The organism is Pseudarthrobacter sp. Pseusp20 (genome assembly GCF_059492155.1).
The window spans coordinates 2,182,628-2,196,579 of record NZ_CP168521.1 but is presented as its reverse complement, the minus strand read 5'-3'; the positions used below and the strand labels follow the sequence as shown (position 1 = coordinate 2,196,579).

The window sequence follows — 13,952 nt, the reverse complement described above, 5'->3', positions numbered from 1 at the left end:
GCGGTGTCGCTTGCGAAAGCGGCACCGCCGAACCCGGCTATGGCTGATTCGTTATTCAGGAGGAAGAGCTGGTCCGGAACCTGTGGCGCCGAACTGCAGCCACCGGATAAGGCTCAGCGCATCCCAGACAGGCTTTCCGGTTGCGGCTTTTATAGCCTGGGAATACGGTGGCAAGTTGGTGCATTCCAGCACAAAGGCGCCAATTTCCGGCTGATTCGAGAGAGCTTCCTGCGCGACTGCGACAACTTCGTCTTGTGCCACGCTCTGATCAAGCTTTCCACCGTCCGACGTGAGCACCTGGTAGAGGTGGTTGGTGCTTTCGATGCCGATCACGTGAACACGCTTTTGCAGTTCCGGCCCGATGCCGACTGCACTGAGATGGTCCTGACCTAACGTCTTCCCGTTCGCGGTGATGATGCCAACAGACTGATGCGGTTGCAGCAGTTGTAGAACCATAGGTACCTGAAGCAGGCTCGATGTTGCGACCGGCACCTGCAGAGCGGCAGCCAACTCTTGTTGGTGGATGGCCAGGAAGCCGCAGCACGTGGTCACCGCGGCCGCCCCCTCATTCTGTAAGGACTTGGCAGTCTCCGTGATTGATGGAAGAAGTCCCTCTGCGGCGTGTTCCAGGACTTGGTCTGTGCTAGCTCCTTTGCACACAGCCAGAGTGACCGGGAAGGGGAAGCTGGCCGGGTTGCCGACGTCCCCGATGGGGCGGGGAATCCGGTTCTCCAGCATCACAATGCCTATTTCTGAGGCGGTCACGCGACACTTACTCCTTTGTTAGGTCGGCGCGATAGGTTTCTTTCAGGAACAGCACGCAGAGCAGTGAGATGAAGCCTGCCCCGATGACGTACCAGGAGACGGCCATTGTCGTCCCGGTAGCTGCCACGAGGGCACCTGCAACGAGTGCTGCCGGCGCACCGGCGACCATGCTTGAGAACTGATAAGCGACCGACGCTCCCGTGTACCGGTAGCGCGTCGGATACTGCTCAGCATACAGCGGACCGTGCAATGCCCCAGTGGGCCCATAACCGAAGACAATAGCTGCGGCGATGGCTGTGATGATAACTGCAGGGTTTCGAGTGTCGAGGAGCCAGAAGAAGGGCACAGCGTAGAGAGCGATGAATAGTGTTCCCGCAAAGTAAACCGGCCGGCGTCCGATTCTGTCAGACAGCTTGGCGTACAGCGGCATGGCGATCAGGAGTGTGCCTGCACCCACGAGAACCCCGGTAAGCGCCCAAGACTGAGGGAGCTTCAGCTGGCCGCTGACGTAGGACAGCGAATAGACAGTAAAGAGGTAGTAACCGATGGTGGAAGCTGCCTGAACAAAGATAAGCAGCAGAGTGGTTTTCTTGGCGTGTTTGAAGACTTCCGAGATCGGCAGCTTGGGCTGCTTATTCGCGGCCTTGATCGCCAGAAACTTCGGAGACTCGGGGACCTTGGCCCGGATGTAAAGGCCGACAAGGACGAGGGCGCCACTGAACAGGAACGGAATGCGCCAGCCCCAGCTCAGGAACTGATCATTCGGCAAGAGCGCCATGATCGCCAGAATGCCAGCGGAGGTGAGCTGCCCGGCCGGCACACCGAGCTGGCAAGCCACCCCGTAAATTCCCCTCTTTTCTGCTGGTGCGTGTTCCACGACCATAAGAGCTGCCCCGCCCCACTCGCCGCCCAGACCGAGGCCTTGGACCAACCGCAGAATGATCAGAAGTATCGGCGCGAGCACGCCAACCTGGCCCGTTGTCGGGAGGAGTCCGATTGCGAAGGTGCCAACTCCCATTATCAGCAAGGTGATGACGAGGGCCTGCTTACGGCTCATCTTGTCGCCGAAATGGCCGAAGATAATTCCGCCAAGAGGGCGGAATAGGAATGCGACGCCGAAGGTCGCGAAGGAAGCCAGCAGCGCAGCAGTGTCGCCCAACCCGGAGAAGAATATGTGAGGGAAGACAAGAGCTGCTGCACTCCCATACAGGAAATAGTCGTACCATTCGATTGCCGTGCCAGTGAAGCTGGCACGAGCCACCTGCATGACCGTCTTTCGGTCAATCGTGGGTGGTACGGCACCTCGCTCTGTAGTTGCTGACATCATTGAATCCCTTCAGGGTGGAGAAGCATGGGGAATAAATCGGTCGGTTGTCTCGGTGACTTCTTTTGAGAGGTCTGATCTGAGCTCGTCGTCGCTGGGAAGCTGTGTGCCTATGATCCAGATCACCACGGGTGGCTGGGCCAGGCAACAAGTAAAGCGTCAGGAGCGCTAGACACCAGTTTCAGCAAGACTGAACCTGCCTTTCTGTGCCATGGACAGCCACTCATAATCGGGGGATGAATCGCTGGTTCCAACGGACCGAAAAGGCCGCAAGAATATCTGCTGCCAGTGATAGTACTCACACGCACAACAGTCAAAGAACATGTCGACCTTAAGGATGACTAGACGAAGCGTCAGTGGATCTGTAGCTCAGATCAGCCGTCCAATCCCAGCGCCCAGTTCTTCTGGGAGACGCCGCGGCTGCAGCCGGGTTGGCAAAAGCTACCGGCCCCAGTGCGTCTGCAGGCCTTTTCATGAGGACTGCGAGCCGCAGGTCTTTCTGTGACGAGCGGCAAATTTCTTTGGTACGAGGATCCTTACCCTCCAATTCAATCTGAGCAGAGAAAAGTTTGCTAAACGCAGCATCAGAAACGCCACTACTTCTGCTCTGTCGCCAACGTTAGATGCCTTTGTAGTCTCGTGGCACCCACCCACTGGAAGGACATAAGTAATGTCATTGAAAGCGCAAGAGGAAGTGCAGCTCCTGGCTGCAGACATCAGGTCCCTGCCTGCATGGAAGAACCTGAAGGAGGCAGTCATTGACTTGCAGCAGCTTCAGGTCAAGGACGGTTCTGTCCCGGACAGCGCGAACCACGTCCGCGCCCACGCAGACATTGACAACATCATTTCCTCGATCCAGCAGATCCAGCCACACCTGCCGCACGACAACGAATACCTGGACCACGTAGTCCAAGACTTTCAGAAATGGCAGTCCGCCGGCCTGGGCGAGCCTGATTTCCTGGACTCACTGCTCGCCTTCCAGCCCCAGCAATGGCGTATCGACGGTCTGCCCCACCTGGTGGTGTTCCCCATGTACACGCAAAACGGCAGCACCAACCGTTTCGTGGAGGCCGTGCTTATTGACGTTATTTGGCCCGAGTTCATCGATGAACTGGAGAACAAGTACTCGAACAAGCTTTTCGTACCGGTTCACTTCTGGGATTTCACTCCGGGCTACGACACCAACTCTGCCGTGCTCTTCCCCGAGAGCGTCGCTGTCCGGTCCACGCCGAAATTCACCTGGGGAGCCATCTTCGCCGACCGCGAAGCTGCACGCTTCCGGCGGGTCCTCAAAGCCGCGGCGGACATCACGTCCCTGGAACTCCCTGATGACGCGGCCGAGCTTATCGAGGACCAGAAGCTGTGCCAGGAAACGTTCGTCATGTGGGACCTTATCCACGACCGCACCCACATGCGCGGCGACCTGCCCTTTGACCCCTTCATGATCAAGCAGCGCATGCCGTTCTTCCTGTACTCACTGGAAGAACTGCGGTGCGACCTCACCGCGTTCAAGGAATCCGTTCTCATCGAAAAAGACGAGACGGCTTCTGAGGAGGCCCGCAAGCACGCCAAACTCGTCCAGTACGCCGTCATTTTCGACCGGATCTTCCGGTTCGCCATCACCGGCAGCCGCGTCCGCAACTACGACGCGCTGGGCGGGCAGCTGCTCTTCGCCTGGATGCACCAGCACAGGGTTCTTCACTGGACCGACGGGAAGCTCAGCATCGACTGGAAGGACGTCGCAGGAGTCGTCGTCGAGCTCGCGCTGCGCGTGGAGGAACTCTACTGGCGCTCCATCGACCGTCCCAAGACGGCGCACTGGCTGGCGGCTTACGACCTGATCTCCGAAACCCTCACACCCAACCCGGCCTCAGTGTGGGCCAAGGGTCCGGAAGCCCTCCCGCTCGATGGACCTCCGCGGGGCCTCACCGACCAGGTTCTCGATGATGAATTCCCGCTGTCAATGTTCTATGAGGCCCTTGAAAAGAAGATGCGGGCCGTCATCGAGTCGACAGCCGGGATCACCGGGGAAGCCTCCGCCAAATTCGGGGACGAGGTCTCGGAATGACAGGCAAAGTGGCAGGGCTGACCGTCGTTGTCGCCGGCTCAACAAGTGCTGCCGGAGCGGCAGTTGTCAGCGCACTCTCACAGGCTGGTGCCAGTGTGGCAGCCGTTGACATTCTGGAGGACCGGGTGCGCGAGCTGGCGGCCGCTCATGACAACGTCACTGGCTACACCTGCAATCTGGCGGACATGGATTCAGTGAACGAACTTGCTGCCTCCGTCCGTGCCGAGATTGGTCCCGTGGACGGACTGATCCACCTCGTTGGAGGTTGGCGGGGCGGACAGGGCATCAAAGGTCAGTCAGATGACGACTGGGAATTCCTGCACACCGGGATCATGACCACCTTGAGGAACACCAGCAGGGCGTTCATCGACGACCTGGACGCATCTCCGGAAGGCCGGTTCGCGATTGTCTCAGCCGAGTCAGTGGCCAGCCCCACCGCCGATAACGCCGCCTACGCAGCCGTTAAGTCTGCGGCTGAAGCGTGGACACTGGCGGTTGCCGATGGGTTCGAGAAGGACTCAACAGATCCGCTTACGTCGGCGGCCCTGGTGTTTGTGGTCAAGGCCCTGCTGGATGAGCGTATGCGTGCGGCCCAACCTGAACGCAAGTTCCCCGGCTTCACCCACGTCGATGTGCTCGCCGAGGCCGTCCTCGACATCTTCGGAAGAGACGCTGGAGAGTTGAATGGCAGGCGGATCCGCTTGGGCACTTCATCGAAGGCGCAGGCTCCTGACGCTCTCGCCGGGGCCAAGCTATGACTGGCCCCCTCCACGACCCCGCGACAAGGGGGTTTGCGTCCGATAACTACGCTGGAGCACACCCGGAGATTATCGAGGCCATCAGCACCGCCAACGCAGGACACGTCGTGGCATACGGCGAGGACGAGTACACGGAGCGGCTGCAGGAGGTTATGAAGGGTCACTTCGGACCTTCTGCGGCCGCGTTCCCCGTCTTCAACGGCACCGGCGCGAACGTGCTGTCACTGCAGACGCTGCTCCCGCGGTGGGGTGCCGTGGTTTGTGCCGACACAGCCCACATCAACACCGACGAGAACGCAGCGCCCGAACGGGTGGCCGGTATCAAGCTTCTTCCTGTTCCAACGCCGGACGGCAAGCTGACACCGGAGCTGATCGACAAGGAAGCCTGGGGCTGGGGAGACGAACACAGGGCCCAGCCGCTGGCCGTCTCCATCACCCAGACCACAGAGGTCGGAACCTGCTACACCCCTGAGGAGGTTCGCCGCATCGCAGAGCACGTGCACTCCCGCGGAATGAAGCTTCACATGGATGGCGCCCGGCTCGCGAACGCAGCCGCGCACCTGGGCGTCCCGTTCAAGGCCTTCACAACCGACGCCGGCGTGGACATCCTCTCCTTCGGGGGAACCAAGAACGGACTCCTGTACGGGGAAGCCGTAGTCGTTCTGGACCCTGAGGTCGGGGACGGCATGAAGCATCTCCGCAAGATGGACATGCAACTCGCGTCAAAGATGCGTTTCGTCTCGGCCCAATTGATTGCACTGCTGGAATCAGATCTCTGGCTGCGCTCGGCGGCCCATGCAAATGAAATGGCCTCACGTCTGCGGAGAGGCGTCGAGGCCATCGACGGTGTCCGTGTCACCCGGGAAACGCAGTCCAATGGAGTCTTCGCGTCCCTGCCGTCCGAAGCAGCGGATATTGTTCGCCGTGCCTTCCGGTTCTACGACTGGGACAGAGCAAGCGGCGAAGTGCGGTGGATGTGCTCCTTCGACACCACCAACGAAGACGTCGACGGACTGGTGTCCGCAGTCAAGGACGCAGTCCTCGAAGTCAGAACCTCGTTCCCCCTGGAGACTGCCGGAAGACTCTGAGCCCGGTCAGTGGGGACTTCATCAATGCCGGGACGTACGTCAAAAAGATGTCCTCACCCAACCGATGATGAAGTCCCCCAGCTAAACCATTTCAAGGCATGTCAATTAGAACCGAGAGTGCTGACTGGCGAACGCGTCAAGACTGCAGATGTGCGGGAACAGGAGGGGTCTTACAGCATCTCTGTCGGTCCTGGCCTTGGCGGGGTTCGAGCTGAATCCGATGATTGTCATCATGACAACGATAATTAGCGGTGGACGGACGGTATATGGCCAGGCACTGGGTGTGCTCATGCTGGACACAGTTTTTCCACGGCTCGCCGGCGACATCGGCAATGCACTCACCTGGCCTTTCCCCGTGCAATACAAGATCGTAAGAGGAGCGCGGGCTGATCGGATCATGGGTGAAAGTCCTGACCCGGCGCTTCTGGAGCCGTTCATCCTGGCGGCAAAGGAGCTCGAGTCAGAGGGCGTCCGTGCCATAGCAACAAGCTGCGGGTTCCTCGCCGCTTTTCAGCGGGAACTCGCCGAAGCGGTGTCCGTGCCGGTGCTTACTTCTGCTCTCCTGCAGGTCCCACTGGTGTCCCAGATGCTGGGACCGTCCAGCAGTGTAGGCAGTCTGACGGAGCGACCCAACCTCACCGAGCAGCACTTCAGGGCCACAGGTTGGGGCTCGGATCAGTTCGAGGTCCACGTGAACGCCCTCGAACCAAACGCCGTCTTTCCGACAGTGTTCATCGACGGCGGCCGGGAAGCAGATGTGCAGGTGCTCCGTTCGGAAATGGTTCAGGCAGCACAGGACCTGGTCAAGCGGCGCCCGGACACCGGCGCGATCGTCCTGGAATGCACCAATTTCGTTCCGTTCAGCGCCGCGATCAGGGAAGCATCGGGCCTACCCGTGTACGACATCTACACCCTAGTCATGCAGAACTATCTCGCGACCGTCGGGCAATCCTTCCCCGTTCGTCTGGACTAGATCACGGACGGAAAGCGCACCCGTCGGGCTCTACGTCCAACGGGTGCGCTTCGGCTTACACACCCATGAAATTCCGGGATGTCGGCTGCAGGGTTGTCGAACCCCGCCATAGGTCACGTCCGCACTCGTCTGAACCGCTATGGCTCTGTGCTGCCGCTCCCGGTCGAGGGCTCGACCGTAACTGGCCCTGGGGGCTCATCGCTAACTATGGATGCAACGGGGTTATCCAGATGGACCTCAAAAGCGTCCTTGGTCCAATCGATGAAGTCCTCTGCTGCGTCGCGCAGCGCGGCGATGGTCACCCCAAGCAGAGGATTAACGTCCGAGATACGGTGAGCGACGTGGATCGTCCGCCGGGGCGGGTCGAGCAGCCGGTGGAAGGCGATGCCCCGATCGATGCCCAAAGCCAGAGCCGGTACGAGCGCAATGCCGATGGTTTCCTTGACCAGCCCTCGGATCACGTCGAAATCGTTGCTGTGGAACCCGATGTTTGGCTCAAAGCCGGCAAGGTGGCACATTTCAACGAAGTTCTCGGCACCGGCGGATCCCGCCTCATTAGTGATCCAGTTCTCCTCGGCGAAATCCTCAAGCGGGACTTTGTCACCCGTTTTGCCGGCTGAATGGGCAGCACTGATGACTACGAGTTCCTCGTCGAGAATTGGTTGGAGGACGAGGCCTTCGGGACGCGGGATCGGCACCTTGGCGTATTCATAGATGACGCCCAAGTCAGTCAGGCCCTCTAGAACCGAGTTGGCAAGTCCCTTTTGCAGGCTGATGTCGTCCACTGAGATGCTGGCCGCAGCGTAGCGCATGGAAAGCCGTGACAGGGCCCTGGGCACAAGCTGGGCCGCCGCCGTCCCGGAAGCGCCGATGCGAAGGCTTCCCTGGGACCCGGAGGCAAATCCCTGCATCTCGTCCTCTGCCCGGGCCACCTGTCGGAGGATGGCATCTGCGTGCGCGCTCATCGCAAGTCCGGCAGGCGTAGGCCAGAGGCTCCTAGGTCCCCGTTCGAAGAGGTCCACGCCAAGGGCTTTTTCCAACGCGGCTATCTGCTGGGATACAGCAGAGGTCGTGTAGCCCAGTTTCTTGGCAGCGGCAGTATGCGAACCGGTGCTTATGACCATCTGCAGGGTTCGCAGGTTGATGATGTTGAGGTTTCCCTTGACCAACCGCATGTCTTCTCCTTGATCTGACCCGGCATGGCCAGCGGGGCGTCCTTATTCTATTCGGGCAGCAGCCTGCTAGGTGAGCCAGTCCAGCAACGCTCCCAGGCATTTCCTGACGTCGGATGCGAGAACATGTTCGTCATCAGTGTGCGCCAATAGGGCATCCCCCGGGCCAAAGTTGACGGCCGGGATACCCAGTTGAGCGAATCGGGCCACGTCAGTCCAGCCGTATTTCGGCTGGGGTGAGCCGCCTACGGCCGCGATGAGGCTTCGGACTGCTGAGTTGTCCAACCCTGGTCTGGCTCCGGCCGCAGCGTCCGTGCGGACTAGGTGGTATTCACTGAGCAGCTGTCGGACGTGATCTTCGGCCTGGGCCACGGTCTTGTCGGGCGCAAACCTGTAGTTGATGTCCACGTACGCCGCATCGGGGATGACATTGCCGGCGATTCCTCCGCCTAGACCGACTGCGTTCAGCCCTTCCCGGTATTCCAAGCCGTCCACGTAAACAGAGGCCGGCTCGTAGTCACGCAGAACCGCGAGCACGCCAGCGAGCTTATGGATGGCATTGTCACCCATCCACGCCCGGGCTGAGTGTGCGGCCGTTCCTTCGCACGCGGCCCGCAGACGGAGGGTCCCGTTGCATCCAGCCTCTACCAAGCCGTTGGTCGGCTCCAGGAGCACCGCCAGGTCTGCATCCAGCAGGTTCCGTGCCTGTGTGGCGACCCTTAGGAGGCCACTCTTGAATGCCTCCACTTCCTCATGATCGTAGAAGACAAATGTGAGGTCCTTGGCCGGCAGCGTCAGGGACTGAGCCAAGGCAAGCTGAACCGCGACTCCGCCCTTCATATCCGTGGCGCCTCGTCCGTAGAGGGTCTCCCCCAGCCATCGGCTCGGAACGGATCCACGTGCCTCAACAGCATTGGGAAGCGGAACAGTGTCGAGATGTCCTGCCAACAGGATTCGCTCTGATCGCCCTAGCTCTGTCCGGGCCACGATCGTATCGCCCAAGCGGGTGACGTTCAGGTGCGGCTGCCTCTTCAATGACTCTTCGATGACATCCGCGATGGTCTTTTCGTAGCCGGAAACACTGGGGATATCGATGAGATCAGCGGTCAGTGCTGCCACATCTTTGTTCAGGTCCAGGAATTTAGTCATGCGATCACTTTCAAGCGTCGAGGGCGGACATGACGTGCTTGATGCGCGTGTAGTCCTCGACCCCGTACATGGACAGGTCCTTGCCGTAGCCGGACTGCTTGAAGCCGCCGTGGGGCATCTCGGCGGTAAGAAGGATGTGCGTGTTGATCCAGACCGCGCCGAAGTCCAGGTCCCGGCTCAGGCGCATGGCCGTGCCGTGGTCGGACGTCCAGACGCTTGACGCCAGGGCGTAATCCACGTCGTTGGCGAGCTCCACCGCTTCTTCCTCGGTGTTGAATTTCTGCACCGTGATGACGGGGCCGAACGTTTCCTTCTGAACGATGCTGTCGTTCTGCCTGGCGCCGGTGATGATGGTGGGCTCGAAGAAGAAGCCCTTCTCCCCCGCGGGACGTCCACCGGTCTCGATTTTGCAGTGTGCCGGCAGCGAATCCACGACAGCCCTGACCGCATTGAAGTGGTTGACGTTGTTCAGCGGACCGAAGTAGTTGTCTTCGTCGTTCTGGGAGCCGGTCGGCAGGGTCTGGGTGTGCTCCACCATGGCTGCCACGAGGTCGTCATGCACCGAATCCTCAGCCAGGACCCGGGTGATGGCCGTGCAGTCCTGGCCGGCGTTGAAGAACGCGAACTCGGCGATGGCCGCGGCGCTCTTCTTGATGTCGGCGTCCTTGAAGACGATGGCCGGGGCCTTGCCGCCCAGTTCCAGGTGCGCACGCTTGAGGCCCTTCGCCGCGCCGCTGGCGACGGCGATGCCGGCACGCACGGAGCCGGTGATGGAAACCAGGCCGGGGACCTGGTGCTCCACCATCAGCGCACCGGTTTCGCCGGTGCCCAGGATGACATTCAGGACGCCCGCCGGCAGGATGTCCGCGGCCAGGCGCGCCAGGACCAGCGTGGATTCGGGCGTCGTGTCGGACGGCTTCAGGACCACGGTGTTGCCCGCTGCGAGCGCGGGGCCGATCTTCCAGATGGCCATCAGGAACGGGTAGTTCCACGGCGCCACCTGGGCCACGACGCCGATCGGCTCACGGCGGACGAAGGACGTGTGGCCCTCGAAGTACTCGCCGGCGGACTTGCCTTCGAGGATGCGGGCGGCACCGGCGAAGAAGCGCAGCTGGTCGGCGCCGGCGGCCACTTCCTCGGACGCGATCAGGGAACGGACCTGGCCGGTGTTGCGGTGCTGGGCATCGACAAGTTCATCGCTGTTGGCCTCGATGGCGTCGGCGAGCTTGAGCAGCATGAGCTGCCGCTGTCCGGGCGTCACGTGCTTCCAGGACTTGAAGGCGTCCTTGGCGGCGGCCATGGCAGCATCGACATCGGCCTGCACGGAGATGGGTGACCGGGCCACGACCTCACCGTTGGTGGGGTTGATGATGTCCAGCAGGCTTGTGCCGAGGGGCGTGACGAACTCGCCGTTGATGAAGTTCTTGAGGGTCTCGTGCATGGTGAAGTCATCCAATCTGTGTGCGCGGAAGTTCCGTCGCCGGCCGTGCTTACTGTCCGGGCGCTGCTTTAGGGCCGACCACGCCCCGGCATCAGGCCGGGGCGTGGATCTCGGCGGGGGTTGTCAGTCCTGACGCCACAATCGGCGCATCCTGCTTCGATGCGGCGAACCTGTCGACCCGCAGGCCGGGCAGGAAGTGGTGCGCCGGGCCGGAACCCTTAATGAGATCGAGCACGAGTTGGCCGGTCAGCGGAGCGAGAGCCAGACCGTCCCCCTCGTGGCCTGCTGCGATGATGTAGCCGTCGACCTCGGGTGCCCGGTCGATGATCGGCAGTCCGTCGCCGGTGTAGGGCCTGAAACCGGTCATTGTCCGGATGATCCGCGTCGATGCCAGTTCCGGAGCGATTCGGGCAGCGTGGGCTGCGATGGTGGCTATGACGTCCTGGTTTGGGCGCTTGTCGAAGCCGGCAAATTCACGGCTGCCGCCGATGAGGAGGTTTCCTGACACCGTTTGTCCGAGCGAAAACCCGACTCCGTAAGGGGGCGCATCATCGTTGTCGGAGCTCAGGTGTTTTGAGGCGATGTACTGGGCATCCAGTAGGCACCCGGTCACCTTCTTGGGAATCGACTCGGAGATGAGAATGGTTCCACGTCGTGGCTGTACCGGGATGTCGATGTTCGACAGGGCCCCGACGCTCTTTGCATATGGCCCTGCGGCATTGATAACCAGAGCGGTGGAGATGCTTCCGCGGGTTGTGTCGACCCGTGTCACCTTCCCTCGCTCCGTGTGCACTGCCGTTACTTCGCTGTGGGTCTGGTGTACGGCTCCCTTCCTTTTTGCGGCCCGGAAAAAGGCGGCGTTCAGGGCGAGCGGGTTGACGTCAGCGTCATCGGGACTGAAGGAGGCTCCCAGGATGTGGGGGGCAAGGAACGGCTGTGCTTCGCGGGCCGCGTCTCCATCGATCAGTGACACGGAGATACCGGCCTTGCGCTGCTTTTCAATGAAGTCCTTCATGAACTCCATGTGGCGCGGGGTCTCGATGACGACCATGCCGCCATCGCTCTCGAATTCGACACTTTGTTCCAGTTCTGCTTCGAGCGTGTCATACATCCGGCGGCTGGCCATGGCCAGTTCCATGTGCAGTCCAGGACGCTTGGACTGCATGAAGATGGCCTTATCGCAGGAGCCCGACGCTCCGGACCCCGGCCCGTTCTTGTCCACGATAATGACCTTGAGTCCTTGCTGAGCAAGGCGGAAGGCGATGGAACTGCCGGATACGCCGGCGCCGATAACGACTGCGTCTGCCGTTTTCATACGTAACTCTCATCCTTCTGAGCCAGTGAATTTTCCCGTTCGATCCAGAGATCGTCTGCGATCCGCCGGCCTTCCTCGATATCGGGCATGAACGTGATGGCACTCGATTTGCGGGCAGACCGCACTGCTTCTGATGCCTGGTATATGGCGTCTTTGCCCTGTATGAGGCCCAACCGTGAGGCGATAACCGTACCGGCGAGATTGCCCTGCGCCATGGCGATTTTTGCGCCTTCGATTCCAGTGACATTCCCGGCCACGAAGAGGTTGCTCTGGCTTGTTTCCAGCTCCGGACTGTAGAGCGGAATCGTGCCGCCCAGTTGGTCGACCCGCGCCAAGGCGCACTCACGGGTTAGCTCCTGCACCGGATAAAGCCCGCCGGAGATGCAGACGCAGTCCACCTCAACGGTTTTGATCTTTCCGGGGTTGCCCTGCTTGTCGATTGTGGCAGTTTCGATGTGCTGAACGCGGCCGTCCCCGCCAATTGAGATGAGGCTCTTCCTCAGGTTAAGGCGAGTCCCCATCAGAGGGATACCGCTTTTTGGAAAGAACGTCAGCGCAAGATTCCTCAGGGCCCGAAAGGATGCGAGCCGCCCTCCCCACCGAAGCAAAGCGTTGGGTGCCAGGTCCGACATTCCAGCCAGGTACTCCAGATTCCGTTCAGGATCTGCCTGGGAACCGGCGAAAACGCTCTTGCCAGGCAAGTAGATTCCAACAACCTCCGCACCCGCCATGCCCAACTCGTGGGCAACCGTCAGGGAAAGAGGGTCGATCCCGACAATGGCAATGCGGTCCCCTGGCCTTACCCGGTAGTAGTTCGTGAGGGTCTGGGCAGCGCCAATGGCCATTACACCCGGCATGGACCAACCTGGAACGGGAAGCGGACGTTCGGCCGCTCCGGTGGCAACAACCGCGTATTTGGCGCTCACCGATTCGCCGTTGTCCAACGCCACCTCCCAGCCGGACGAGAGATTCCAGACCTGCCGGTTGGTCAGAATACGCACACCGGCGTCTACAGCCCGCTCAGCCAGCTTCTTTGAGATCTCCGCACCAATCCACCAGCCCGTGCCTGGTTCCTCATGAAGCTGGCCAAGAAGCTTTCCGCCCGCCCTGGGGTTCTCGTCGATGACCACAACGCTGGCACCGGCTTCGGCGGCAGCAATTGCTGCGCTCAGTCCAGCCGGCCCGGCACCAATTACGACTACATCAGAAATCATCACGGCCCTCCTTGCGGCTCTCGCCCTGGGTTTCAAGAACGTCCCCATCACAGGCCTGAGTGATACAGGCCCTCACGCTCTGGACCCCGTTCACGGTCATCCTGCATTCGAAGCAGTGACCGATACCGCAATAGATCCCCCGCGGGTCCCCGTCCCGGTTTGAGTACCTGAGGGTTCGTACGCCATTTGCCAGCAGGGCCGAAGCGATGGAGTCGCCTTTGATCCCCTGGTAGGACTTCCCATCAAATTCAAACTCAATTTCCTCCTGGTTCAACGGCCCCAGGACGGGATGATCACTTATTCGCTTCAACGCACTCACTCCTCGGTTCCGCGCCATTGCGGGATGCGGCAAGATCCAACAGGGTCATCGGGCGTGCCGGTGCATTGCTGCCGGGTCCAAGCTGGGCATCTGCGAGCAGTTCGGAATGGCTACGCAGCAGCGACTGAATCAACGGGCCGCACGTGCGTCCCTGGCAGACTCCCATGCCGGCCCTGGTCTGCAGCTTCAGTTCATGAGCAGACACGGGTCCGTCGGCGGCGGCGAGGGAAGTTTCGACATCGTCGAGGTACACGTCCTCGCACCTACAAATAATTACTCTTTCCATCTTTCCTTCGCCCATTGTTGGTTGACCCCGGCGTGGTGATCTGAAACACCTCTGACCCCATCAATCAACCGCAGTACGGG

At 60.7% G+C, this 13,952-nt stretch carries 13 protein-coding genes; 4 read left to right on the top strand and 9 right to left on the bottom strand.

All coding sequences use genetic code 11. The features are described from left to right. Positions 1-51 precede the first annotated feature (51 nt). Entirely contained in the window at positions 52-765 is a 714-nt protein-coding gene (locus tag ACEN9K_RS10175; protein ID WP_495635651.1) for an aspartate/glutamate racemase family protein, read from the bottom strand. A gap of 7 nt (positions 766-772) precedes the next feature. Further along, entirely contained in the window at positions 773-2,092 is a 1,320-nt protein-coding gene (locus ACEN9K_RS10170) for an MFS transporter (RefSeq protein WP_495635650.1), read from the bottom strand. A 667-nt stretch (positions 2,093-2,759) separates the two neighbouring features. On the opposite strand from ACEN9K_RS10170, the gene ACEN9K_RS10165 reads away from it, so the two are divergent. From ACEN9K_RS10165 to ACEN9K_RS10150, 4 genes are all read left to right on the top strand, one after another. Next, a complete protein-coding gene (locus ACEN9K_RS10165; RefSeq protein WP_495635649.1) occupies positions 2,760-4,157 on the top strand; it encodes a DUF6421 family protein in 1,398 nt (465 codons plus the stop codon). Next, positions 4,154-4,915, top strand: coding sequence for an SDR family NAD(P)-dependent oxidoreductase (locus tag ACEN9K_RS10160; protein ID WP_495635648.1), 762 nt, complete (start codon positions 4,154-4,156; stop codon positions 4,913-4,915). Before ACEN9K_RS10165 ends, ACEN9K_RS10160 begins: the two co-directional genes overlap by 4 nt. Beyond that, complete coding sequence (locus ACEN9K_RS10155) at positions 4,912-6,003, top strand: threonine aldolase family protein (protein ID WP_495635647.1); 1,092 nt, start codon at positions 4,912-4,914, stop codon at positions 6,001-6,003. The genes ACEN9K_RS10160 and ACEN9K_RS10155 overlap by 4 nt, the downstream gene beginning before the upstream one ends. A gap of 220 nt (positions 6,004-6,223) precedes the next feature. Continuing rightward, positions 6,224-6,976 (top strand): aspartate/glutamate racemase family protein, encoded by a 753-nt coding sequence (locus ACEN9K_RS10150; RefSeq protein WP_495635646.1) that lies wholly within the window; start codon positions 6,224-6,226, stop codon positions 6,974-6,976. A gap of 137 nt (positions 6,977-7,113) precedes the next feature. On the opposite strand, the gene ACEN9K_RS10145 is transcribed toward ACEN9K_RS10150, so the two are convergent. The 7 genes from ACEN9K_RS10145 to ACEN9K_RS10115 form a co-directional block, all read right to left on the bottom strand. Further along, complete coding sequence (locus tag ACEN9K_RS10145) at positions 7,114-8,151, bottom strand: LysR family transcriptional regulator (RefSeq protein ID WP_495635645.1); 1,038 nt, start codon at positions 8,149-8,151, stop codon at positions 7,114-7,116. 66 nt (positions 8,152-8,217) lie between these two features. Then, the gene (gene dapE, locus ACEN9K_RS10140; protein WP_495635644.1) at positions 8,218-9,297 is read right to left on the bottom strand and encodes a succinyl-diaminopimelate desuccinylase; all 1,080 of its coding nucleotides are present in this window, start codon (positions 9,295-9,297) and stop codon (positions 8,218-8,220) included. Positions 9,298-9,307: 10 nt separating this feature from the next. Continuing rightward, a complete protein-coding gene (locus ACEN9K_RS10135; RefSeq protein ID WP_495635643.1) occupies positions 9,308-10,738 on the bottom strand; it encodes an aminobutyraldehyde dehydrogenase in 1,431 nt (476 codons plus the stop codon). A gap of 91 nt (positions 10,739-10,829) precedes the next feature. Further along, positions 10,830-12,053, bottom strand: a complete 1,224-nt coding sequence (locus tag ACEN9K_RS10130) for an NAD(P)/FAD-dependent oxidoreductase (RefSeq protein WP_495635642.1) — start codon at positions 12,051-12,053, stop codon at positions 10,830-10,832. Then, positions 12,050-13,267 carry an NAD(P)/FAD-dependent oxidoreductase gene (locus ACEN9K_RS10125; RefSeq protein ID WP_495635697.1) on the bottom strand — a complete coding sequence of 406 codons (1,218 nt, stop codon included), beginning with the start codon at positions 13,265-13,267 and terminating at the stop codon, positions 12,050-12,052. Before ACEN9K_RS10125 ends, ACEN9K_RS10130 begins: the two co-directional genes overlap by 4 nt. Then, complete coding sequence (locus ACEN9K_RS10120; protein WP_495635641.1) at positions 13,257-13,604, bottom strand: (2Fe-2S)-binding protein; 348 nt, start codon at positions 13,602-13,604, stop codon at positions 13,257-13,259. The genes ACEN9K_RS10125 and ACEN9K_RS10120 overlap by 11 nt, the downstream gene beginning before the upstream one ends. After that, on the bottom strand, positions 13,561-13,872 hold the full coding sequence (locus ACEN9K_RS10115; RefSeq protein WP_495635640.1) for a (2Fe-2S)-binding protein: 312 nt from the start codon (positions 13,870-13,872) through the stop codon (positions 13,561-13,563). Before ACEN9K_RS10115 ends, ACEN9K_RS10120 begins: the two co-directional genes overlap by 44 nt. Positions 13,873-13,952: the final 80 nt, after the last annotated feature.